This window comes from Holdemania filiformis DSM 12042 (assembly GCF_000157995.1).
Lineage (GTDB): Bacteria > Bacillota_I > Bacilli_A > Erysipelotrichales > Erysipelotrichaceae > Holdemania > Holdemania filiformis.
On record NZ_GG657556.1, the window covers coordinates 1 to 22,440 of the forward strand.

A 22,440-nucleotide genomic window follows, 5' to 3' on the forward strand; every position below is an offset into this window, starting at 1 on the left:
TGGACAAATTAGCACAAGTTTTGTCTACAATTGCAAAGTGTTTGGCATATCCTGAGTTAAATATTGCTTTTACAATAAAGGATACAGCAGCATTGAACGAAGCACTTTTACGTGAAACAGCGATGAATGCGAAACACAAAGCGGAGTTACTATGCGAAGCTTCAGATGTGAAATTGGGACAGTTGCTTACAATTGATTATGACTGGAAAGAATTTAACATCTATTCAGAGACAAATATTGATTTTATGCATCAGTATTCGTATGATTCTTCCCCCAAAACAAAGTATATGAAGATGGAACCGGATTCTATTCATATCAAAGATACTGCAAATTATATCTGGGAAATTATGTAACACGTCTCTTTTGAAGGTGATAAACAAAAGTTTTATCGTATTAAAGAACAGCCATAAGACTTGCGCGAATATGCCAAAAAAATGAAGCCCGGCTTGAGATCAAAGTGTTTGTATCTCCTAGAATTATGCTCTATATATGTATATGGCTAAAAGCCGTTCAGTTAGCTACCTACAGCTGTGGTTGAGCCTGTAAACATCTTGTCACGTCCGTTTAACTCCCAGGAGATTGTATCCGCAATGAGAAAATTGATATAGGTGTGGCCAAAGTCAATCCGATCCAGGCGCTGGTGGAATTTTTTACAGCCAAGGTTTGGACGATGTCCGTACTGCTGTCAATAATACAGGTAATTACCATCTTCCAATCGTTGAACAATCTTCTTAATAAAAAGATCTTTGTCAGCTTTTCTTTCCTAAACTTATTTATAGGATTTTGTATTAGACTGATGTGGATGTTGCTATTTCATAAGATTTCACGAATTCTATATGAAAGAGTAAATCTCTTATGAATTAAACTCAGACAGTGACATTACAATAATTAGATTATTACAGAACATTCTATATAGGTTTAAAGAAATAAAATACCACGACAGGTTATTAAATATTTGTGTTATCATTGGCATAGTCAAATAAATTAGATTTGAGGGATGGAAGATGGATGCAAGACAGAACCTGAAAAAATACTTTGGCTATGATTCTTTCCGAGAAGGTCAGGCGAAGATCATTAATGCAATTCTTGCGGGGCGCGATGCATTGGCAATCATGCCGACAGGGGCAGGAAAATCAATCTGCTATCAAATTCCTGCTGTGATGTTGCATGGGATTACGTTGGTAATTTCACCGCTGATATCACTGATGATGGATCAGGTCAAGGCTTTAAATGAGGCTGGAATTCGCGCTGCTTTTATTAATTCATCCCTGAGCGAAACTCAAATTGCTAAAGCTTTACTGCTTGCTGAAAAAGGAGTCTATAAGATTATCTATGTCGCTCCGGAACGATTAGAAAGTCACGATTTTATTCATTTTGCCCGTCAAGCTGATATTTCCATGATTACCGTTGATGAAGCTCACTGTATTTCTCAATGGGGTCAAGATTTTAGACCAAGTTATCTGAAAATCATCGAATTTGTCAAAAGTTTGCCAAAGCGTCCGATTGTCAGTGCATTTACGGCAACCGCAACACAAGAAGTAAAAACAGATATACTCTGTGTTTTAAATCTGATTGAACCGGAGGTGGTTGTGACTGGATTTGATCGGAAAAACTTATTTTATAGTGTAGAAAAAAGAAAAGATAAAGATCATTTTGTCATAGAGTATGTTGAGAAACATGTAAAAGAAAGCGGAATCATCTATTGCGCGACTCGCAAAAACGTAGATAACCTTTTTATGTTGCTTTCCAAACAAGGTGTTTCTGTCACCCGCTATCACGCCGGATTAGACAAAGAAGAAAGAAAGCAAAATCAGGATGATTTTATCTATGATCGAACTCCGGTCATTGTGGCAACGAATGCTTTTGGGATGGGCATTGATAAGTCGAACGTCCGGTATGTAATCCATTATAATATGCCTCAAAGCATGGAAAGTTATTACCAAGAAGCAGGCCGTGCAGGCCGGGATGGCGAGACTTCACAATGCATCCTATTATTTTCTGCCCAAGATATCATGATCAACAAGTTCCTGCTGGAAAATAAAGATTTTTCAGATCTTTCTTCTGAGGAAATTGAGATTATAAAACAACGGGATGCTCGGCGTCTTAAAGTTATGGAGAATTATTGCAGAACCAATGGATGTTTGCGAAATACCATTTTAGATTATTTTGGGGAAAAAGTAATAAAACCTTGCGATAACTGCGGCAATTGTATGAAAGACTATAAAAAAATTGATATGACTGAAGAAGCGAAACAGGTTATCAATTGCGTTGCAGAAACAAGAGGCCGGTACGGATTAACGATAGTATTGGGAACCTTAATCGGTGCAAATCGTGCAAGACTTAAAGAGGTGGGCACGAATCGTTACAAAACCTATGGAGCATTAAAGAAATACTCTGAGTCACAGATCCGAGAGCTCATCTATGAACTCATTAATCAGGGATATTTGATTCAGTCAGAAGACCAATATGGAGTTTTGAAACTTGGCGATATCACGATGCTGCAAGATGAGAATGCTCATGTGATTTTAAAAGTCACTGAAGAAAAAACACAGGAAGCTGGAAAATTAAAGAGCAAACAAAGAAATACGGACAAGCTTACCTCCACTGGCTATGTTTTATTTGATGCTTTGCGTAAACTTCGGACAGATATTGCGAGAGAGGAAGGATTACCACCTTATATCATTTTTAATGATAAGACATTGATTGATATGTGTGTTAAATTGCCGCTTGATGAAGAGGCCATGTTGGATATCGTAGGTGTCGGTGTTAATAAACTACAAAAATATGGACAACGATTCTTAGCGGTCATTGTGGACTTTAAAAAAACGCATCAAGAGGATAAAACCTCAATTCAAGATGATGCTTAAGATTACGATATTTGAGTTAAAAGAAGAAAAACAAGTATTATGAGATGAATGGAAAGCAAGGAGTTCTTATAAAAGATTAAATTTGACGAGTAATGATGTTATTGCCATTGTAATTTGAATGATTGAAGAAGAATCAGCCAAGTAAATGTTTTATACTAAAAGGGTAAGAAAAAGGCCGGTAAAGCAGAGTGAGATTGTCTCTGCCAGCCGGCCTCTTATATATGATTTTAATTTCTATTCATGTATTCTGACAGACAAGGATAAACCGTGATGGGCATACTTTGAAAAATCTTCTTCTTTACTCCCTACTGAAACACCAGCTGCTCCATCATCCGCGCTGCCCCGTCTTCTTTATGCGACAACGCATGATGCCGCGCCATCGCCAGCACTTCCTCCGTCGCGTTGGCGACAGCGACGCTGTGTCCGGCGACGTTCAACATCGGCAGGTCGTTGGCGTTATCACCAAATGCCGCCGTTTCCTCCGGCGTGCAGTTCAGCTGCTGCATGACCCATTTCAAGGCTTCGCCTTTATTCGCCTGCGGATGCAGAATCTCCAGGTTTGACGGATGCGAAGACGTCAGTTCAATTCCCTCTTCATCCGATAACAGATTGATCAACGCCTGCTTCTTTTCCGGATAATCGCGGCTGGTAATAAAATGAATCTTCGCGATTTGCGCGTCCGGCAGGGCATCCAGGAAATCCTTCCCGGATTCCCAAATCCGGTTTTTCAAAATGTTTTCCAGATAAGAACCGTCGATCTTCAACGCCTTTCGGTCGTCCAGAATCGCCAGATGACTGTGAAGCCGCCCTTCAATCAAACAACTCCAATGCGGATTCATCGGTTCCGCCTTTGTCAATAACGCTTTGGCTCTGGCCGCAGGCAGCGTATTGGAAACCAAGGTTTCGCCCGTTTGATTATCCACGATCAAGCCTCCGTTGGCCGTAACGATCCAGCGGATTTTTTTCTGATCCCGCAGCCATTGCGGAATCTCCCCTAAGGGCCGGGAACTGCATGGCACAAATTCCACGCCGCTGTCCAAAATCCGGCTGAGAATTTCCTTTGTGGTCTCGGTTAAGACAAAATGTTCGTTCAGTAATGTGAAATCCAGGTCGGTGGCGATCAGGCGAATTGAACTCATAAACAAAAATCCTCCTCTTTCCTCTTTCAGAATATTTTCTAACTATGATACCAAAGCCGCAGAAGGAATACAAGCCTGAAAATAACAAATGGAGGGCAAGCTTCGCAGAATTCAAATCAAGCTCAGGCAGAAAGCCGGAAATGTCTGGAATTTGCGGATTATGTAGAGAAATCCTTGCTTTTTATCATCAGGTATGGTTTACTATTCCTGGTCTTTTTATCAAGAATGAGGGAGAGAGTCAGCTCGACGAACTCATACCAACCTGCTTGGAAGCAAGGTGGTAATGCTGGCAACGATAAGAAAGCAGGACGATGAATCATGAAGCCTTCTTTCTGAAGGCTTTTCTTATGCGTCATATCTGCCTTGATAAAAAAGACAAGGAGGATAATCTATGAAAAAATTTTTTACCAGCGAATCCGTCACCAGCGGACACCCGGACAAAATCTGCGACGCCATTTCCGACGCGATTCTGGACGAAGCGCTTCGTCAGGATCCTGCCAGCAAGATGGCGGTGGAAACGACGATCAAAGACAATCTGATTTTTATCTATGGCGAAGCGAACACCAGCGCCGATCTGCCGTTTGAAAAAATTGCGAAGGACAAAATCCGCGAAATCGGCTATACGGAAGAATTTGAAGTCTTGACCAAGGTGTCGAAGCAGTCGGCAGAAATCTATGAAGCGGTCATGCATGATGAAGCCGATATGGGCGCGGGCGATCAGGGAATTATGTTCGGCTACGCCTGCAACGAAACTGAAAACTACATGCCGATGCCGATCGCGCTGGCTCACCGGCTGGCAGAGCGGCTGGAACAAGTCCGCAAACAGGAAGCCCACTCCATTCTGAAACCTGATGGCAAAACTCAGGTCACCGTGGAATATGATGATAACAAACCAGTCCGGCTTGACACCATCGTCGTTTCCACGCAGCATATCGCTGAAGCGACCCAGGAAGAAATCCGGGCCAAGATCATCAATGAGGTCATCAATCCGGTAATCGACGCCAACCTGATCGATAAGGACACGAAGATTCTCGTTAATCCAAGCGGATCCTTCGTTGTTGGCGGGCCGTTCGGCGACAGCGGCACGACCGGCCGTAAGATCGTCGTCGATACCTACGGCGGCATGGGACGGATCGGCGGCGGCTGCTTCAGCTCCAAGGACCCGAGCAAGGTTGACCGCAGCGCGGCCTATTACAGCCGTTTCGTCGCCAAGAACCTGGTGGCGGCCGGTCTGGCGGATCGGTTGGAAATTGAAGTCTCTTACGCCATCGGTAAGAGCGAACCGATTTCGATCTATGTCGAAACCTTTGGGACCGGCAAGGTCAGCGACGAGGAAATTCTGGAAATTATTCATAAGAATTTCGATTTCCGCGTCTCCAGCATCCTTCGTCAGTTAGACCTGAAAAAGCCAATCTACAGCCGCTATTCCGCTTACGGTCACTTTGGCCGCAGCGATTGCGCCTGGGAAAAATTAATTGAGTTAAAGCGCTGACCGGCGCTTTTTCTTCGCCGCTGAGGAAGACAAAACGACAAAATTCAAGTACAATGAAGACAATCCCATCACTAATCAAGAAAATGGGAATGACAACAGGCAAATAAAAGATTTTATATTATTCACAGCGCAAACCAGGAAAACGCGCCCGCTGGCGAAAACCCTCATCTCAAAGCGACCGGATTTCCCGCCACTTTGATTTGCGCTACCCCATCCGCTCTAAACAAACAGAAAAAGCAACGCTGGCAGCCAGCCAAGGAGGAAGACGATGACTGATTTTTTACCTGTAACCCGTGAAGAAATGGAACAACGTGGTTGGACGCAGCCCGATTTCATCTATGTCAGCGGCGACGCCTACGTCGATCATCCGTCCTTCGGCCCGGCGATCATCACGCGCATGCTGGAAGCCTACGGCTATAAGGTCTGCATGATCCCGCAGCCCAACTGGACGCGCGACGAACCTTTTATGGAATTCGGTGAGCCGCGGCTGGGTTTCCTGGTGTCCTCCGGCAACATTGACTCAATGGTCAATCATTATTCGGTTTCCAAACGCCGCCGGGATAAAGATAATTACACGGATAACGGCGAGATGGGCAAACGTCCGGACCGCGCGACGATTGTGTATTCCCAGAAAATCAAACAACTCTATCCCAGGACGCCGGTGATTCTGGGCGGGATTGAGGCATCGCTGCGGCGGTTAGCCCATTATGACTATTGGGATGATCAAGTCCGGCGGTCAATCCTTTTGGATTCCGGTGCTGATCTCGTATTGTACGGCATGGGCGAGAACTCGATCATCGAGCTGGCAGAAGCGCTGGACGGCGGCCTGCCGATTCAGGATATTATCTGGATTAAAGGCTCCGTCTACAAATGCAAGACAATCGATCATCTGTTTGAACATAAGCTGCTGCCTGCCTTTGAGGAAGTGTCGCAGGATAAGCGCAAATATGCCGAGAGCTTCCGCATCCAGCATCTCAACATCGATGCCCTCAATGCCGCGGTGCTGGTCGAGCCGTATCAAGGCTGGTATGTCGTCGCCAATACCCCGGCGCTGCCCCTGACGCAGCAGCAGATGGATTTTACCTATTCACTCCCCTACAAAAGAACCTTCCATCCGATGTATCATCACATCCCGGCGATTGATGAAGTCCGCTTTTCGATCATCTCCAACCGCGGCTGTTTCGGCAGCTGCGCTTTCTGCGCGCTAACCAATCATCAGGGCCGGGTGATTTCTTCACGAAGCAAGCAGTCGATTCTGGAGGAAGCGAAAAAGATAATCCAGGATCCGGATTTCAAAGGTTACATCCATGACGTCGGCGGTCCGACCGCGAATTTCTATCATCCTTCCTGTCAGGATCAGCTGAAGCGCGGAACCTGTCCGGGCAAGGAATGTCTGCATCCCAAGCCATGTAAAAATCTTGAGGTTTCTCATCGCGATTATCTCAGCATCCTGCGCGATCTGCGGGTATTGCCGGGCGTGAAAAAGGTGTTTGTGCGCTCAGGCGTGCGGTACGATTATCTGATGTACGATCAAGACGATACCTTTTTCCGCGAACTGGTGCAGTATCACATCTCCGGTCAGCTGAAGGTAGCGCCGGAACATGTCAGCGACAAGGTGCTGGATACGATGGGCAAATGCAATCACGCCCTGTATGAAAAATTCAGAGAGAAGTATCTGGCGCTGAACAAGGAATATGGAATGAATCAATTCCTCGTTCCATATCTGATGAGCTCGCATCCCGGCTGCGATCTGAACGACGCGATCGAGCTGGCCTGTTATCTCAAGTCGATCAATCACATTCCGCAGCAGGTGCAGGATTTCTATCCGACCCCGGCGACGATTTCCACGACGATGTACTGGACGGGACTGGATCCGATGACGATGAAACCGGTCTACGTCGCCCGGGATCCGCATGAAAAGCAGCTGCAGCGAGCGTTGATGCAATTCAACGCCCCGCGGAATTATAAGCTTGTGCAAGAAGCGCTGACCCGCGCCGGACGGACCGATCTGATCGGCTATGGCCGCGATTGTCTGATTCCGCCTGTTCCCTGGGGAAAGCCTGCGGCAGGGGCTGGCCGGAAGGTGGATCGGTTCATTAAAGAAGAGGGCAAACGAAAGGGGAGCGGCAGCGGAAATACCAAGTCAGAAAGCCGCCCGCAAAAGTCGGGAAAAGGGCGTGAGGAATCCGCTGTAGGAAAAAAACACGCAGCTCAGGGCAAGCGTTTTGATCAACGGAGAAAATCATCTCAGGGTTCATCCTCGTCTGCGAACAAGCGCAAGGGATGATTCCACCCGTTTTGCTTCACGGGTAATCCATCGCTATTTGTCTCAACGAACGCCGGTTGACTTCTGCGGCGTTTTTTGTTTTTCGTTAGGCTTGTCCGGTGCTGAACGCCGGCGATCTCTGCCAAAGCTTTATCCGCAAGCTTCCCAAGCCGCTCCAAAGCCAAAAGGCTGTCAATACGGGGAATCTGAAAGTACAGCGCGATAGCTCGAGTTCATCCTTATTCATGAGGGATTCTGCTCGCCCAAGACAAGGAAGCTGCGCAAAACCGCTAATGTTCTTCTTCCTTTTTCCGATTCGTTTCCAGGCCGCAGCCGAACCGCTTTCATTCATGAAATTATTATCACAAAACATACTCTTATCAATGAATAAAAAAGCCATCTTTGCGGGGTGCAATTGTTGAATTCAATTTTCAAAGGGGATATAATAAGAACATCAAGGGAGGACTAAAAGATGATTATTCAAAGTAAGCAGGTCTGGGTTTCCAGTACGTTCATCGAAGCGCAGCTGGAGATCGAAGACGCGAAGATCACAGGAATTTACCCATATGGAACCAAGCCGGTCGATAAGGACTACGGCGAGGACCGGATCCTGCCGGGCATGATCGATATCCATTGCCACGGAGGTCTGGGTTTTGATACGAACGACGCCAATCATGAAGGGCTGCGGACCTGGGCTGCCGGACTGCCGAAGGAAGGCATCACCGGTTTCCTGCCAACCACAGTCACGCAGAGCGAGGAAGTGCTAACCAAAGCGTTGATCAATGTCACGGAAGTTGTTGACGAAGGCTATGAAGGCGCGGAAATTCTCGGCATTCATTTTGAAGGCCCATACCTGAACGCAAAAAACAAGGGCGCGCAGCCGGAACAGTTCATCGTGACGCCGAATGTTGAGCAGTTCAAGAAATATCAGGAAGCCGCCAAGGGCATGATCAAAGTCATCACACTGGCAACGGAAATGGATCCGGACTGGGCTTTAACACGCTACGCCTCCAGCCATGGCGTCTGCGTTTCGATCGGTCATTCCGGCGCGACCTATGAAGACGCGCTGATGGGCATCGCCAACGGCGCAAACTCCATGACGCATGTCTTTAACGGAATGAACGGGCTGCATCACCGCACGCCGAACCTGGTTGGCGCCGCGATGCGTTGCCGCGACACCTATGGCGAAATCATCTGCGACGGCAATCATGTCAACTGGGCAGCGGTCAACGCTTACGTTACCGCAAAGGGCCGCGATTATGCCGTCATGATCGACGACGCGCTGTGCGCAAAGGGCTGCGAGCCAGGCTACTATGAGCTGGGCGGCAATCAGATCGATATCCGTGAAAACGGTTCCGCTTATCTGCACGGCACCGACACGCTGGCCGGCGGTACCTTGAAGTTTAACCGCGGTCTGCAGAACCTGGTTGAAAAGGCGCTGCTGCCGTTTGACTGGGCCGTCAACATGGTTTCCCTGAACCCGGCTCGTCTTTTGAAAATGGATGACCGCAAGGGCAAGATCATGGCGGGCTACGACGCCGACCTGGTTGTTCTCAACCGCGATTACGACGTGGTTCAGACATACTGCCTCGGAAAAGAAATGCTGTAAAAACCTGAACCTTTCAGGTTTTTCTTTGTAGTTGGCCGTCAGAACTAAGGAAAAACACAGCTGCCGCAAGGAATCTTAATGGATAACAGAATTTCCGGCAGCCTGTTCTTTCCGCAAACACCGCAGACCGGCGGCCGCGATTAAGCGCCGCCCAGGTTTTGCGGTCATTGGAATCCCCGTTCAATTCGGCAACGGCAAACAAAGAGAAACACCCAGAGAAAAGAGGGAATTAAGATGAGAATACAAAGCACTCGCGTCTGGCTGAACGAACAATTCGTTCCGGCTCAGCTTGTTTTTGACAACGGAAAGATCACGGCTATCGAATCCTATGACGCTCAGAAAGCTGACGTGGATTACGGCGACAAGCGAATCCTGCCAGGGCTGATCGATATTCACTGCCACGGCTACAATGGGCTGGATTGCAACTACGCAACCCGCGAAGGTCTGCTGAACTGGATCGAATATCTGCCGCAGGACGGCGTCACCAGCTTTTTAGCGACGACCTCGACCGCTCCGGAAAGCAATCTGCTGGAATCCTTCGCGCTCATCAGCAAGATCATGGACGAGGATCACCGCGGCGCTAAAATCCAGGGCATCCATGTCGAAGGTCCGCAGATTTCCCATGAATTCAAGGGCGCGCACAATCCCTACTTAATTCAGAAACCCGACGTCGACCAGTTTGACCGCTATCAGAAGGCGGCTGAAGGCAAGATCAAGATGATCTGCATCGCGCCGGAAAAAGATGACGATCACGCGCTGATCCGCTATTGTGTTTCCCAGGGCGTCAAGGTGGCGATGGGGCATACCGGAGCGAAATTCGACGAATGCGCCAAAGCGATCGAAGACGGCGCTGACAGCTTCACGCATACGTTTAACGGCATGCTCGGCCTGCATCACCGCGAACCGGGAACCGCCGGGGCCGCGATGTTCTTTGAGGACATTTACGCCGAGCTGATTGCCGACGGCGTGCATGTGCATCCGGCCGTCGCCAGTGTGCTGGGACGCGTCAAGGGCAAGGATAAACTCATCCTGGTCACTGATTCCGTATCGATTAAAGGCCTGAAACCCGGCTTCTACCACATGAAGGGCCGCGACGTGACGGTCGGCGAGGACGGCTGCGGGCGGCTGCCTAACGGCAAGCTGGCAGGCAGCTCCAACCGCATGAACGTGCTGGTCGGCAATCTGATCGAAATGATGAAGCTGCCGCTGGCAACGGCGATCAACGCTGCGACGATCAATCCGGCCAAGCGCATGGGCTTTGCCCGCAAAGGCTTGATCGAAGCCGGCTACGACGCCGATTTATGCGTGCTCAACAACGATTACAGCGTAGCCCAAACCTGGGTGCTGGGCGAGGCGATGCTGCATGAGTAAAGCGCGCGCCGTCTTTTTCGATATCGATCACACCCTGTTCTCCCATACCCTTCACGACGTTCCCGCTTCCGCTTATACCGCTTTAGAAAAACTGAAGCAAAACGGCAGTCAGATCGCGCTGTGCACAAGCCGGGCGGTGGAGGAATTAGTTAATCTGCCGCCGAAGCTGACGGATCTGCTGGACGGCGTTGTCTGCGCTCAGGGCGGGATTATCATGGACCATGGGAAAATCATCGCTTCGAAAATCATTGACGAAGGCGATGCCGAACGGGTGATCGATTATTGCCGCCGCAACAACTTAGTCGTGCGCTACAGCGGCGTGCATGGCGAAAACAGCCATGACCTGCACTACACCCAGGAAATCAGCGATCTGTTCTATTTTCTGTATAAGATGCGTCCCGGCCAGACACTGTGGAAGCATCAGCCGTTAGTCAACATCATTTTTTACACCCGGGATGCCCAGCAGGTCGACGCGATCCGGCCGTTATTGCACAATTCACATCTCATGGTCATGCATTTCGCCAACGAAGTCACCGCGGCGGATGCGAACAAGGCCAGCGGAATGCTTGAACTGGCGTCGCATTGGGGCTTTGACGGATCCCAAACCGTGGCCTTTGGCGACGGCTACAACGACGTGGAAATGATTCGCCGGGCTGGTTTGGGGATCGCGATGGGCAATGGATGCGACGAAGCGAAGCAGGCCGCCGATTATGTGAGCGACGATATCGACCGCGACGGTGTCTACAAAGCCTGTCTGCATTTTGGATTGATCGAGGAGGAAAATCATGCCGAGAATTGAAAATGAAGTCGCCGTGGTGGAAGTAAAAACGCTGGCGGCGGAAATCACCAGCTTTTATGACAAAGAAAAGAATATCGAACACATGTGGCAGGGCGATCCGCAGTTCTGGGCCGGCCGCAATCCGATCCTGTTCCCCATGGTCGGCAGCACCTGGACCAAGGACTACCAGATTGACGGGAAGACCTACAAGATGGGCAACCATGGCTTTGCCCGCCACAGCGAATTCACCGTTGAAAGCGTGAGTGAAGATACGATCGTTTTATCATTAAGCGATAATGAGGAAACCCGCGCGCAGTATCCGTTTGAATTCAAACTCACGGTGACCTATCAGCTGTCCGGCCGGAAGCTGACGATCACCTACCGGATTGACAATCATTCACCGCGGATGATGCCGTTCTCCTTCGGCCTGCATCCGGCGTTTAACTGTCCGATGGCTTCAGGCGAGCGCTTCGAAGATTATAAACTCGTTTTCGCCTGCCCGGAAACGCAGACGACCTCCAGTTCCAACGCGTCGCTGAGCTTAAATGAGGAACGGGAAATCGCCCTGGACTATGCGACGTTCAACAACATCCCGACGCTTCTGTTCGAGCATCTACGCTCACCGTATGTCACGCTGACCAACGGTAAAAACAGCGTTAAAGTCAGCGTTGCCGGTTATCGCTGGCTGGCCTTCTGGACCAAGCAGAACGCGCCTTACCTGTGCATTGAACCTTGGCACGGGCATGGTGATTTCGAGGAAGTTCACGTTCCGTTTGAAGAACGCGAGGGCACGATCCAGCTGAAGGAAAACGGCAGCTTCACGACTTCGTACACAATCGAAATCGCGTAATTTTAATTTTGGCAACAACGGCTCGAGACGTTGAGTTTACATCGGTTTCGTGCTATTGTTATAGATGAAAAAGGGAGGAATTTCAAATGTTCAAAATTATTGTGACGGAAAACTATGACGAACTGAGCGAAAAAGCTTTTGAAGTCATGAAGGAAGTCATCACATCCAAGTCCAATCCGGTTCTGGGTCTGGCGACAGGCTCCAGCCCGATCGGTCTGTACCAGAATATGATCAAGGATCACAAGGAAAACGGGACGTCCTATAAGAATGTCGTCACCTTCAACCTGGATGAATACATCGGCCTGAAGCGCGATCACAGCCAGACTTACTGGACCTTCATGCATGAAAACCTGTTCAACGGCTTAGACATTCCTGATGCGAATGTTCACGTTCCAGTCGGCGACAGCGACAACATTCAGGCGGAATGCGAAAAGTATGAAGAAGCGATGAAGAACTTTGAAGTCGACATCCAGCTGTTAGGCATCGGCGCTAACGGCCACATCGGTTTCAATGAACCAGGTACATCGTTTGATACGCTGACGCACACCGTCGTTCTGAAGGAAAAGACACGTCAGGACAACGCGCGTTTCTTCGATCCGTTAGGCGAGGAAGTTCCGACCGAAGCGATCACCATGGGCATCGCGACGATCATGAAAGCCAAGAAAATCCTGTTGGTTGCCAATGGCAAAAACAAGGCGGATGCCGTCTATGCCATGATCAAGGGTCCGGTTACGGAAGAATGCCCGGCCAGCGTCCTGCAGAACCATCCGGATGTTACGGTCATCGTCGACCGCGGCGCGGCAAGCAAGCTCTAAGTCGTTCCGAGCGGATATAGCCTAATCTTAAAACAGCCTTCGGGCTGTTTTGTTTTTTGCCACAAATAAGAACTTTGACAGGCGATCTCCCCACCCTCAGCCGTGAGCATTTCGGTATGCAAAGGAAAAAACTGTGATATACTTAGATTACTGAACAGGAGGATGAAGAATATGAAAATTGTAAATACGCAGGAATTTGATGAAATAACAGCGAAGGACGGGCTGGTGCTCGTGGATTTCTTCGCCGATTGGTGCGGGCCGTGCAAAATGCTGGCGCCGGTGCTGGAAGAAGTTGCGGCGAAGTATGAAGGCAAGCTGGACATCGTGAAGGTGAATGTCGATCAGTCGCAGGATCTGGCGCAGCGCTACGGCGTCATGTCGATCCCGACGTTAATCGCGTTCAAGGGCGGAAAAGCTGTGAAGCAGAGCGTTGGCTTCCAGCCGAAAAACATGTTGGAAAACATGATCGACGGTTTGCTGTAAATCGTCTGTTGCGGTACAATTAATTTTCAGATCGTTTTACAAGGCCGGGTACTCCATGTATCCGGTTTTTTTATTCTCGGCCGATCGGCGAGAGCAGGGATGAAGCGGACAGATCAGGGAAAACTGGATACAGGCAAAGGGCTGGAAAGCAGGGTAAGATCAGCAACGGCTGTTCATGAAGTTAAAGCAGAAGGCGGAAGCATCCGGCCCAGGCGGGGAGCGCTGGCAAAGGAGAACGCAGACGCGCATTCCGGAATGAATTGAAGGACAAAGTTTCTTAGAAGGCAGAACGCTGAGAATAGACAATCCGTCAGAATCCAGCCGCTGTCCAACCTCGCGCCGCTGATGAACTTAGTCAGCTCAGGTCCGCGCTGACCTGAATCCTGAAAAAAAGTTTAACGGCAGTAATCTTTTTGTTTAAAACTATTGAATTTTACAGGCGCGTATGTATAATAATATCTGTGTTTATTAAATGCTTCCGAGAAGTTTAGTGTTACTAAACATCGAAGCGAAAAAGGAGGGATTGGATGGATATCGGATATCGGATCAAACAGCTGCGGACGAAGAACAACCTGACGCTGGAAGAACTGGCCAGCCGCTGCGAATTAACCAAGGGTTTCCTGTCGCAGCTGGAACGGAATCTGACCTCGCCTTCAATCGCGACGCTGCAGGATATCGTCGAAGCGCTGGGGACGACGCTGGCGAAGTTTTTCCAGGAAGAAACCGAGGAAAAGCTGGTCTTTACCGACGACGACTACTTCGTCGATGAACGCGAGGACTGTACGATCCACTGGATCGTGCCCAATGCCCAGAAAAACGAAATGGAGCCGATTTTGCTGGAACTGCCGCCGCAGGGCCAGTCGCATGAGGTCGCTGTTCACGAAGGGGAGGAATTCGGCTACGTGCTGTCCGGTCGGATCAAACTGGTCAATCTGGACACAGGAAAGGTCTATACCGTTAAAAAAGGGCAGACATTTTATGTCAAGGGATCGTTCAGCCACTGTCTGAAAAACGATTCGGCCCAGCCGGCCCGCGTGCTGTGGATCTGCACGCCGCCGATCTTTTAGAACCAATGAGAAAGGGGATTTACGGATGAAAAAACTAATTCAGTTTAAGAATATCGTGAAGGAATTTGACGGCCAGATCGTCTTAAAGGGCGTCAATCTGGATATCTATGAAAACGAGTTTGTCACGCTGCTCGGTCCATCGGGCTGCGGCAAAACGACGCTGCTCAGAATTTTAGGCGGATTTCTGGAGCCGACGGAAGGCAAGATTATTTTCGACGGTCAGGATATCAGCCAGGTCCCGCCCTATAAACGGGAGATCAACACCGTGTTCCAGAAGTATGCGCTGTTTCCGCACATGAACGTGTATGAAAACATCGCGTTCGGCTTGAAAATCAAGAAGCAGTCCAAGGATGTCATCGAACAGAAGGTTATGCGGATGCTTTCCTTAGTCGGCCTGGAAGGCTTTGAAAAACGCAACGTCACCCTGCTTTCCGGCGGTCAGCAGCAGCGCGTCGCGATAGCCCGCGCGTTGGTCAACGAGCCGGAGGTTCTGCTTTTAGACGAACCGTTAGGCGCGCTGGACCTCAAGCTGCGCAAGGAAATGCAGCACGAGCTGAAAAAAATTCAGAAGGAAGTCGGCATCACGTTTATCTTCGTAACCCACGATCAGGAAGAAGCCCTGACAATGTCCGATAAGATCGTCGTTATGAAGGACGGCGAAATCCAGCAGATCGGCACCCCGGAAGAAATCTACAACGAGCCGGAAAACGAATACGTCGCCCGCTTTATCGGGGAATCGAATATCATCGACGGCGTCATGAAGGAAGACTACCGCGTCATGTTCGACGATAAGATCTATGACTGCGTGGATTTCGGCTTTAAAAAGAATGAAAACGTCGATATCGTGATCCGTCCGGAAGACATTGACATCGTGCCGCGCGGCCAGGGAATCCTCAACGGCGAGGTTAAATCGCTGTTGTTCAAGGGGGTTCATTACGAAATCATGGTCCAGACCGTGTCGGGTACCGCGAAAACGGTCAAGATGCACGTTCTGGCTAATCATGACAAAGTAAATCCAGAAGCTAACGAAAAAATTTCCGCCAACGACTTCACGATGGACCTGGAGGACGTCGCGGAGATGACCGACGCCGACGTCATCGCCCGCGCCAACGCGCAGGCCTGGGATGAGGAAGATGAATTTATTTCCCTGTCTACCGTCGAATATGATATCAAGCCCAGCCCGGCACCTATCCGGCGACCTTCGGCACCTCCAAAGGCACTTCGATCACGATTAAAATCAGCGTCGTCGAGCCGAAGTATGTCGAGGACAACAAGCATAATATCGGCATTACCGCTTTTGACTTCTATAAAACACCGGATGAAATCAAAGAGAGCGTCGCGCTGAACACCGATTTGAAAATGTGGGCCAGCGCCGAGGCCTGGGATCTGGAGGACGACAGTCCGATCGAGATCAGCGAAGTGAAATACGATTTCGATCCGGAAACGATTGCGGAAGGCGACTTTGACATCACCTTTGCGACCAAGGGCCGCATCTTCAAGATCCACACCACGGATTTCCAGGAGGAAGGCAAGAAAGTCGATCTCAAATTCGCGCCGGAGGACATTCACGTCATGTCCAAGATGGGAGTGTAAGCCGCTATGAAATCGTTTGCGCGCATGCTGTATCCATATCTGGTATGGATCGCGATCATGATTCTGGCGCCGATGCTTCTGATCGTGCTGTACGCGTTCACCAAGCAGGGCAACTCGGTGCTGACGCTGCAGTTTACGCTCGATAACTTCGCCCGCTTTTTCTCCGACAGTATTTTTCCCAACGTGCTGTGGCGGTCGTTAAAGATCGCGCTGATCACGACGGTCATCTGCGTGCTGTTAGGCTATCCGGCGGCGTATTTCATCGCCAAGCTCGACGGCAACCGCAAATCGGTCATGGTGCTGCTGATCACACTGCCGATGTGGATCAACATGCTGGTCAGAACCTACGCCTGGCGCGGCATTCTGCTGAACTTTCCGGTCAGCAGCGAATTCAAGGTGTTTGTCGGCATGGTTTATAACTTTATTCCCTTTATGATTTTACAGATTTATACGTCGCTGACTAAAATGGATCAAAGCCTGTTAACCGCAGCGGAGGACCTGGGCGCCAACAAAGTGCAGACCTTCCTGCGCGTCACGCTGCCGCTGTCGATGCCGGGCGTCATCTCCGGCATTACGCTCGTCTTTCTTCCGGCGGTATCGAGTTTCTTCATTCCGAAGCTTCTGGGCGGCGGCGATTACGTCCTGGTCGGCAACCTGATCGAGAACTACTTTATTTCCACCGGCGATTGGAACTTCGGTTCGGCGATTTCGCTGATCATGGCGGTGATCATCATGATCTCGATGTTCATCACCAAGAAGGTCGACTATGAGAACAAGGGGGAAACCCGCGCATGAAAAAATTGAAATCATTGTTCTCCCGGTTTTATCTGGTGCTGGTTCTCGCGTTCTTCTATCTGCCGATTCTCTATGTCATCGTCTTCTCCTTCAACGACAGTAAGTCGTTAAGTAAATTCACCGGCTTCTCGCTGCAGTGGTATGAAAAGATGTTTGCTAACCGCACGATTATGGAGTCGATCTATTACACCGTGGTCATCGCGGTGATCGCAACGGTGGTTTCTACGATCGTCGGCACGATCGCGGCCATCGGTCTGTCTAAATCCAAGCGGATCGTCAAGGAACTCACGCTGCAGATCAACAATCTGCCGATGATGAATCCGGAAATCGTCACGGCGATCGGCTTAATGCTTCTGTTCACCTCGTTAAATATTAAAACCGGCTTCATGACGCTGTTGTTGGCGCATATTGCGTTCTGTATTCCCTATGTCATGCTTAGCATCATGCCCAAGCTCCGCCAGATGGATCCCAACCTGCCGGAAGCCGCGTTGGATCTGGGCGCGACGCCATGGCAGGCTCTGATCAAGGTGATCGTTCCGGAGATCATGCCGGGGATTGTTTCCGGCGCTTTGATCGCCTTCACGATGTCGTTTGATGACTTCGTTATCTCGTTCTTCACGACCGGTCCGGGCATTAACAACATCTCGATTTACGTCTATTCGATGTATAAACGAATCAATCCGAGCATCAACGCGCTGTCCACAATCATTGTGGTGATGATCACCGTCGTTCTGATTCTGGTCAACGTCATTCCGCTGGTGAAAGAAAGGAAATTGAAGAAAAATGAAAAACTGGGTTAAACTGGGTTTGTGCGGCCTGATGGTCGTTTCGCTTGGCGGCTGCGGGGGCGGCGGCAAGAGCGACATCGATCCGCAGGAGGTCTATGGCTGCAGCACGCTGAATGTCTACAACTGGGGTGAATACGTCGGGGAAAACGTTTTGTCCAATTTTGAAAGACAGTACAATGTCAAAATCAATTACTCCATGTTTGCCTCCAACGAGGAAATGTATACGAAGCTGCTGGGCGGCAGTCAGTACGACGTGCTGGTGCCTTCCGATTACATGATCGAGCGGATGATCGACGAAAATATGCTTCAGCCGCTGGATAAGTCGATGATTCCGAATCTGGCGAACCTGGCCGACGGCGTCAAGGGGTTGTCCTACGATCCGGATAATACCTATTCCGCACCGTATTTCTGGGGCATGGTCGGAATTGTCTACAACAAGAACAACGTCGATCCGGCAGATGTGGAATCGCAGGGCTTCGACGTGCTGCGCAATGAGAAATACAAGGGACATGTGTTCGTCTATGATTCCGAGCGGGATTCATTTATGATGGCGTTTAAGGCGCTGGGGTATTCGATGAATACAGAAAATGAAGACGAGATTCAGGCAGCTTATGAATGGCTGCTGGACATGGATAAGAAGGTCGATCCTTCCTATGTGACGGATGAAGTCATCGACGGCATGGTCACCGGTGAAAAGGATATCGCCGTCGTTTACAGCGGCGACGCGGCTTACATTTTATCGGAAAATGAGGATATGGCCTACTGGCTGCCGGAGGAAGGCACAAACCTGTGGAGCGATGCGATGGTCATCCCGGCGAACGCTAAATGTCCGAAGCTGGCCAATGAATTCATCAATTACATTCTGACTGACGACGCTTCTTATGATAATTCCAGTACGGTCGGCTACGCTTCCAGCAACAAGAACGTGTTGGACGAAATGAGCGCCGCAGGCGGGGAATATGACGGAAATCCGGCTTATCTGCCGCGTGTCGGATATGCCAAGGATGAAGTATTCAAGCATAATGAGATCCTGAAAAAGAAATTAGCGGATCTGTGGATTAAAGTCAAAAACAGTTAAAAGTCTGACGGATCAGAGCGAAACAGAACGGAAAAGGCGTTGAGATCGGCGCCTTTTTTGTTTTGAAAGTACGCTGAAATTCGTTTCATTTTAGCCTTGCATTTTAATAGGAGTTCATATATAATAATAAAGCACAGCGAAATGGTACCTTAGCCAAGTGGTAAGGCAATAGACTGCAACTCTGTGATCGCCAGTTCAAATCTGGCAGGTACCTCCATAAAATTGGGGATGTGGCGGAATCGGTAGACGCATCGGACTTAAAATCCGGTGATGGAAACATCGTACGGGTTCGAGTCCCGTCATCCCCACCAATCCTAAAAATCAAGCTGTGAAAAAATAAAAAAAGTTGTTGCAAATCGACACGAACTCTGTTATAATAACAAAGCGTTGTTGATAAGAACAACGAGATACGCGCCCATAGCTCAACTGGATAGAGCGTTTGACTACGGATCAAAAGGTTGCGGGTTCGATTCCTACTGGGCGCGCCATTTTATTAAAAAAAACAGTTCCCTTCGGGAACTTATATTTCGGGATGTAGCACAGCTTGGTAGTGCACTTGATTTGGGATCAAGGGGTCGCAGGTTCGAATCCTGTCATCCCGACCATGATTTAAATTTTTGGCGAGGTAGCTTAGTTGGCTAGAGCGTTCGGTTCATACCCGGAAGGTCGTGGGTTCGAGTCCCACCCTCGCTACCATTTGATTGTTTAGGATCTGCGGACCCTTAGCTCAGTTGGTCAGAGCTGCCGGCTCATAACCGGCTGGTCGTAGGTTCGAGTCCTACAGGGTCCACCAAGTCATTCTGGAGGAATACCCAAGTGGTTGAAGGGTCCGGTCTTGAAAACCGGTAGGTCGGGAAACCGGCGCCTGGGTTCGAATCCCAGTTCCTCCGCCATTGAAAATTTTATACTTAGTTATCGCGGGGTAGAGCAGTCTGGTAGCTCGTCGGGCTCATAACCCGGAGGTCGTTGGTTCAAATCCTTCCCCCGCAACCAATGGTTCTGTAGCTCAGTTGGTAGAGCAATGGACTGAAAATCCATGTGTCGCCGGTTCAATCCCGGCTGGAACCACCACTTATTAAAAATCCTGTCGCTGACAGGTTTTTTTGTATAGTAAACGAAGGGATTGAACGGTGTTCAGGGGGAAGGATTCAGGCGGAGCCCGACGAATCAAAGTTACGTGGATCCAGGCGCCCAAGCCGTTTTCGTCCGCAAATTGCGGAGGGAGATCCGCTCCGGTTTTCAATCTTGGGATTCTCTCAATCTGCGTTGCCTGGCGGACCCTGTCGGCAGCCAGCGCCGGCTTAGGGGAAGCGAGGATGAGACTCCGCCCGATTTCCTGTTTCCTGCGATCCCTCGATCCCATAAACCCAATGCGGTCAGATTGGCAAAGCCAATGAGATCCCGTCGCAGCTCAATACGCAATGAGCGTTCTGAAGGCGGCAGATCTTATCTCTGATCTCGAAACAAACCCCACGGCAATTCAGGAGGAACTTCAATGACAAAGGAACAGCTGAAACAAAGATTGGAACTTAACTCCGCAATGACGCAGATCGCTGCGGATTATCTGCGAGAAAATGCCTGCGCGATTGAACGGGAGATGGTTGAATCTCTGTGCCATAGCTGCGGATTATCAGAAACGGACGCCGTCTACACTCTGTTTTGTATTATCGCAGGTCTGGAGCTGGATGAAAATCCGCTGCACCACCGTCTGGCCGACCAATATTTCAAGCCGGGATTCCGCTGTTTGTCCGCGGCTGAATATGAAGCCGACGCTTATCTGCGCAACATCCATTTTCCGGATACGGCCCAGGGTGCCTGGACGGTGCGCTGGGAACGCTATCAGCCGTTTGAAATCCTGATCTATGACGACTACCGGGTGGATGAAACCGGAGCGGAGTGTCCGCAGCTGGGCTATTTTAACACGGAATACCGCTATCCCTGTGTATATGAAAACGGCGTTGAGTGGATGAGCGTGATCCCCAGCGAGATCAACACAATGCGCCCGCTGCTGAAACAAGCCCAGGGAAGGGTGCTGGTCTGCGGCTTGGGTTTAGGCTATTTCGCCTATCATCTTTCACGCAAGGACAATGTCGAACAGATTATTGTCGTGGAGAAGGAAGCCGCGGTCATCCAATGGTTTACGCAGTGGATTCTGCCGCAGTGGGAACAGCCGGAAAAATTAAAAATTATCCATGACGATGCCTTCGCGGCGGTGGACCGACTGAAACCCGGCGAAGTAGACACGATCTTCGTCGACTTGTGGCATAACGCCGCGGATGGAGCGCCGTTAGTCCAGGCAATGCGGACGCGGGAGCCGCGGCTGCCCGGCACCCGGTTTCTTTATTGGCTGGAAACCTCGGTCAACTCCGTATTGCGCTGGAATCAGGTCATGAAGGAGTACGCGGATCAATAAAAAAAGAGGAATTTGGACAGGTCGCTTGATTAATCAAGGGGCGCCCGCCGCTGAATTCCTCTTTTTTAGAGTTGAGTTCGTTTATTTTGTAAGGGAATCGACGTCGATCAGTTCATATTCCCGCGAACCGATCCCCAATGCGGCAGCGGCCTCAATCGTATGGATGCCGTGGCGGGATTCAATCCGTTCGATCAAATCTTTTTTACCTGGATCTTCGCACTGATAGACCAGATCGATGCAGGCCTGATCCAATGCGACCGGATCCAGCGAGGACAGGATACCGATATCTCTGACCTTCGGATCTTCCGCTTTCGCGCAGCAGTCGCAGTCAACCGACATGTTGCACATTACGTTGATGAAGACAATGTTTTCTTTCTCATAGTCGAGAATGGATTTCGCAGCGTCGGCCATCGATTCCAGGAACTGATCATGATCGGATGACCAGATATTCTCCGCGACCCCAGCGCCATGGATGTAAGCTTTGCCATAGCTGGACGCCAGACCGATCGAGATGTTTTTCAACGCGCCGCCGTAGCCGCCCATCGGATGTCCTTTAAAGTGCGTCAGCACCAACATGGAATCATAATTTTTCAGATGATCGCCGACAAAGTTTTTCTGGATTACCTTTCCGCCTTCAACCGGCAGCTCCAGATCGCCGTCTTCATCAAGAATATCGACGGGAAACAGTTTAGACCAGCCGTGCTTTTCCATTGTATGCCAATGCGCTTCCGTTGTATTGCGCTGACCTTCATAAGCAGTGTTGCATTCAACGACCGTGCCGTTTACCTTTTCAATGACAGGTTTCATAAATTCAGGACGCAGGAAGTTCTGATTGCCGACTTCGCCGCTGTGCAGCTTTACCGCGACTTTGCCTTTCAGCTCGCGGCCGAGAATTTCCTCCATCTCGATCATTTTTTCCGGCGTGATGATCTTGGTAAAATAAACTTTTGATTTTTCCATGGAATGGACCTCCTTACTTTGGAAACCGTCTAGGCGTCAGTTTCCTCGTGACTTTATTGTAACGCCTGAAGTTCAC

At 49.5% G+C, this 22,440-nt stretch carries 17 protein-coding genes, 9 tRNA genes, 1 pseudogene and 1 riboswitch; of the genes and pseudogenes, 25 read left to right on the forward strand and 2 right to left on the reverse strand.

The window, feature by feature from the left end:
• Window positions 1-353: SIMPL domain-containing protein (locus HOLDEFILI_RS05830; RefSeq protein ID WP_006058596.1), on the forward strand; the 353-nt coding region annotated here is incomplete at its 5' end.
• A 651-nt stretch (window positions 354-1,004) separates the two neighbouring features.
• Complete coding sequence (recQ, locus tag HOLDEFILI_RS05840) at window positions 1,005-2,867, forward strand: DNA helicase RecQ (RefSeq protein ID WP_006058598.1); 1,863 nt, start codon at window positions 1,005-1,007, stop codon at window positions 2,865-2,867.
• Window positions 2,868-3,172: 305 nt separating this feature from the next.
• Here the strand turns inward: recQ and HOLDEFILI_RS05845 are convergent, their stop codons facing one another.
• Window positions 3,173-4,006 (reverse strand): Cof-type HAD-IIB family hydrolase, encoded by an 834-nt coding sequence (locus tag HOLDEFILI_RS05845; protein WP_006058600.1) that lies wholly within the window; start codon window positions 4,004-4,006, stop codon window positions 3,173-3,175.
• A gap of 213 nt (window positions 4,007-4,219) precedes the next feature.
• Window positions 4,220-4,308: riboswitch (SAM riboswitch) on the forward strand.
• A gap of 89 nt (window positions 4,309-4,397) precedes the next feature.
• On the opposite strand from HOLDEFILI_RS05845, the gene metK reads away from it, so the two are divergent.
• The 23 genes and pseudogenes from metK to HOLDEFILI_RS05970 all read left to right on the forward strand — a co-directional run bounded on the left by metK (window position 4,398) and on the right by HOLDEFILI_RS05970 (window position 21,404).
• Window positions 4,398-5,498, forward strand: coding sequence for a methionine adenosyltransferase (metK, locus tag HOLDEFILI_RS05850; RefSeq protein WP_006058602.1), 1,101 nt, complete (start codon window positions 4,398-4,400; stop codon window positions 5,496-5,498).
• Between the two features lie 268 nt (window positions 5,499-5,766).
• Entirely contained in the window at window positions 5,767-7,785 is a 2,019-nt protein-coding gene (locus HOLDEFILI_RS05855; protein WP_006058603.1) for a YgiQ family radical SAM protein, read from the forward strand.
• Window positions 7,786-8,236: 451 nt separating this feature from the next.
• A complete protein-coding gene (nagA, locus tag HOLDEFILI_RS05865) occupies window positions 8,237-9,373 on the forward strand; it encodes an N-acetylglucosamine-6-phosphate deacetylase (RefSeq protein WP_006058605.1) in 1,137 nt (378 codons plus the stop codon).
• 234 nt (window positions 9,374-9,607) lie between these two features.
• Window positions 9,608-10,744 carry an N-acetylglucosamine-6-phosphate deacetylase gene (gene nagA, locus HOLDEFILI_RS05870; RefSeq protein WP_006058607.1) on the forward strand — a complete coding sequence of 379 codons (1,137 nt, stop codon included), beginning with the start codon at window positions 9,608-9,610 and terminating at the stop codon, window positions 10,742-10,744.
• Window positions 10,737-11,543, forward strand: a complete 807-nt coding sequence (locus HOLDEFILI_RS05875; RefSeq protein WP_006058608.1) for a Cof-type HAD-IIB family hydrolase — start codon at window positions 10,737-10,739, stop codon at window positions 11,541-11,543. The genes nagA (HOLDEFILI_RS05870) and HOLDEFILI_RS05875 overlap by 8 nt, the downstream gene beginning before the upstream one ends.
• On the forward strand, window positions 11,530-12,372 hold the full coding sequence (locus HOLDEFILI_RS05880; protein WP_006058609.1) for an aldose 1-epimerase family protein: 843 nt from the start codon (window positions 11,530-11,532) through the stop codon (window positions 12,370-12,372). Before HOLDEFILI_RS05875 ends, HOLDEFILI_RS05880 begins: the two co-directional genes overlap by 14 nt.
• Window positions 12,373-12,458: 86 nt before the next feature.
• Complete coding sequence (gene nagB / locus HOLDEFILI_RS05885) at window positions 12,459-13,187, forward strand: glucosamine-6-phosphate deaminase (RefSeq protein ID WP_006058610.1); 729 nt, start codon at window positions 12,459-12,461, stop codon at window positions 13,185-13,187.
• 162 nt (window positions 13,188-13,349) lie between these two features.
• On the forward strand, window positions 13,350-13,670 hold the full coding sequence (trxA, locus tag HOLDEFILI_RS05890; protein WP_006058611.1) for a thioredoxin: 321 nt from the start codon (window positions 13,350-13,352) through the stop codon (window positions 13,668-13,670).
• 527 nt (window positions 13,671-14,197) lie between these two features.
• Window positions 14,198-14,737 (forward strand): helix-turn-helix domain-containing protein, encoded by a 540-nt coding sequence (locus tag HOLDEFILI_RS05895; protein ID WP_006058613.1) that lies wholly within the window; start codon window positions 14,198-14,200, stop codon window positions 14,735-14,737.
• Between the two features lie 25 nt (window positions 14,738-14,762).
• Window positions 14,763-16,330, forward strand: a pseudogene (gene potA / locus HOLDEFILI_RS05900) (spermidine/putrescine ABC transporter ATP-binding protein).
• 6 nt (window positions 16,331-16,336) lie between these two features.
• The gene (locus HOLDEFILI_RS05910; RefSeq protein ID WP_006058616.1) at window positions 16,337-17,125 is read left to right on the forward strand and encodes an ABC transporter permease; all 789 of its coding nucleotides are present in this window, start codon (window positions 16,337-16,339) and stop codon (window positions 17,123-17,125) included.
• Complete coding sequence (locus tag HOLDEFILI_RS20220; protein ID WP_006058617.1) at window positions 17,122-17,925, forward strand: ABC transporter permease; 804 nt, start codon at window positions 17,122-17,124, stop codon at window positions 17,923-17,925. Before HOLDEFILI_RS05910 ends, HOLDEFILI_RS20220 begins: the two co-directional genes overlap by 4 nt.
• On the forward strand, window positions 17,909-18,991 hold the full coding sequence (locus tag HOLDEFILI_RS20225) for an ABC transporter substrate-binding protein (RefSeq protein ID WP_006058618.1): 1,083 nt from the start codon (window positions 17,909-17,911) through the stop codon (window positions 18,989-18,991). Before HOLDEFILI_RS20220 ends, HOLDEFILI_RS20225 begins: the two co-directional genes overlap by 17 nt.
• 143 nt (window positions 18,992-19,134) lie before the next feature.
• Window positions 19,135-19,208 (forward strand) — tRNA-Cys (locus tag HOLDEFILI_RS05925).
• Between the two features lie 7 nt (window positions 19,209-19,215).
• A tRNA-Leu gene (locus tag HOLDEFILI_RS05930) sits at window positions 19,216-19,302 on the forward strand.
• A gap of 100 nt (window positions 19,303-19,402) precedes the next feature.
• Window positions 19,403-19,479, forward strand: a tRNA-Arg gene (locus tag HOLDEFILI_RS05935).
• A gap of 40 nt (window positions 19,480-19,519) precedes the next feature.
• Window positions 19,520-19,596: transfer RNA gene (locus HOLDEFILI_RS05940), tRNA-Pro, on the forward strand.
• Window positions 19,597-19,610: 14 nt separating this feature from the next.
• A tRNA-Met gene (locus HOLDEFILI_RS05945) sits at window positions 19,611-19,687 on the forward strand.
• Between the two features lie 20 nt (window positions 19,688-19,707).
• Window positions 19,708-19,784 (forward strand) — tRNA-Ile (locus HOLDEFILI_RS05950).
• 9 nt (window positions 19,785-19,793) lie between these two features.
• Window positions 19,794-19,884, forward strand: a tRNA-Ser gene (locus HOLDEFILI_RS05955).
• Between the two features lie 23 nt (window positions 19,885-19,907).
• A tRNA-Met gene (locus tag HOLDEFILI_RS05960) sits at window positions 19,908-19,984 on the forward strand.
• Between the two features lie 2 nt (window positions 19,985-19,986).
• Window positions 19,987-20,062 (forward strand) — tRNA-Phe (locus HOLDEFILI_RS05965).
• Window positions 20,063-20,486: 424 nt separating this feature from the next.
• Entirely contained in the window at window positions 20,487-21,404 is a 918-nt protein-coding gene (locus HOLDEFILI_RS05970) for a polyamine aminopropyltransferase (RefSeq protein ID WP_006058620.1), read from the forward strand.
• Between the two features lie 81 nt (window positions 21,405-21,485).
• Here HOLDEFILI_RS05970 and HOLDEFILI_RS05975 read toward each other — a convergent pair whose 3' ends face one another.
• On the reverse strand, window positions 21,486-22,364 hold the full coding sequence (locus HOLDEFILI_RS05975; protein WP_006058621.1) for a DUF362 domain-containing protein: 879 nt from the start codon (window positions 22,362-22,364) through the stop codon (window positions 21,486-21,488).
• Window positions 22,365-22,440: the final 76 nt, after the last annotated feature.

What these genes read in the sequence shown, in the direction of transcription:
- nagA (WP_006058605.1), top strand. Translation starts at nt 8,237, where the DNA reads ATGATTATTCAAAGTAAGCAGGTCTGGGTTTCCAGTACGTTCATCGAA.
- HOLDEFILI_RS05975 (WP_006058621.1), bottom strand. Translation starts at nt 22,364, where the DNA reads ATGGAAAAATCAAAAGTTTATTTTACCAAGATCATCACGCCGGAAAAA.
- HOLDEFILI_RS20220 (WP_006058617.1), top strand. Translation starts at nt 17,122, where the DNA reads ATGAAAAAATTGAAATCATTGTTCTCCCGGTTTTATCTGGTGCTGGTT.
- recQ (WP_006058598.1), top strand. Translation starts at nt 1,005, where the DNA reads ATGGATGCAAGACAGAACCTGAAAAAATACTTTGGCTATGATTCTTTC.
- HOLDEFILI_RS05875 (WP_006058608.1), top strand. Translation starts at nt 10,737, where the DNA reads ATGAGTAAAGCGCGCGCCGTCTTTTTCGATATCGATCACACCCTGTTC.
- metK (WP_006058602.1), top strand. Translation starts at nt 4,398, where the DNA reads ATGAAAAAATTTTTTACCAGCGAATCCGTCACCAGCGGACACCCGGAC.
- HOLDEFILI_RS05970 (WP_006058620.1), top strand. Translation starts at nt 20,487, where the DNA reads ATGACAAAGGAACAGCTGAAACAAAGATTGGAACTTAACTCCGCAATG.
- nagB (WP_006058610.1), top strand. Translation starts at nt 12,459, where the DNA reads ATGTTCAAAATTATTGTGACGGAAAACTATGACGAACTGAGCGAAAAA.
- HOLDEFILI_RS05880 (WP_006058609.1), top strand. Translation starts at nt 11,530, where the DNA reads ATGCCGAGAATTGAAAATGAAGTCGCCGTGGTGGAAGTAAAAACGCTG.
- HOLDEFILI_RS05910 (WP_006058616.1), top strand. Translation starts at nt 16,337, where the DNA reads ATGAAATCGTTTGCGCGCATGCTGTATCCATATCTGGTATGGATCGCG.
- HOLDEFILI_RS05855 (WP_006058603.1), top strand. Translation starts at nt 5,767, where the DNA reads ATGACTGATTTTTTACCTGTAACCCGTGAAGAAATGGAACAACGTGGT.
- HOLDEFILI_RS05845 (WP_006058600.1), bottom strand. Translation starts at nt 4,006, where the DNA reads ATGAGTTCAATTCGCCTGATCGCCACCGACCTGGATTTCACATTACTG.
- nagA (WP_006058607.1), top strand. Translation starts at nt 9,608, where the DNA reads ATGAGAATACAAAGCACTCGCGTCTGGCTGAACGAACAATTCGTTCCG.
- HOLDEFILI_RS20225 (WP_006058618.1), top strand. Translation starts at nt 17,909, where the DNA reads ATGAAAAACTGGGTTAAACTGGGTTTGTGCGGCCTGATGGTCGTTTCG.
- HOLDEFILI_RS05895 (WP_006058613.1), top strand. Translation starts at nt 14,198, where the DNA reads ATGGATATCGGATATCGGATCAAACAGCTGCGGACGAAGAACAACCTG.
- trxA (WP_006058611.1), top strand. Translation starts at nt 13,350, where the DNA reads ATGAAGAATATGAAAATTGTAAATACGCAGGAATTTGATGAAATAACA.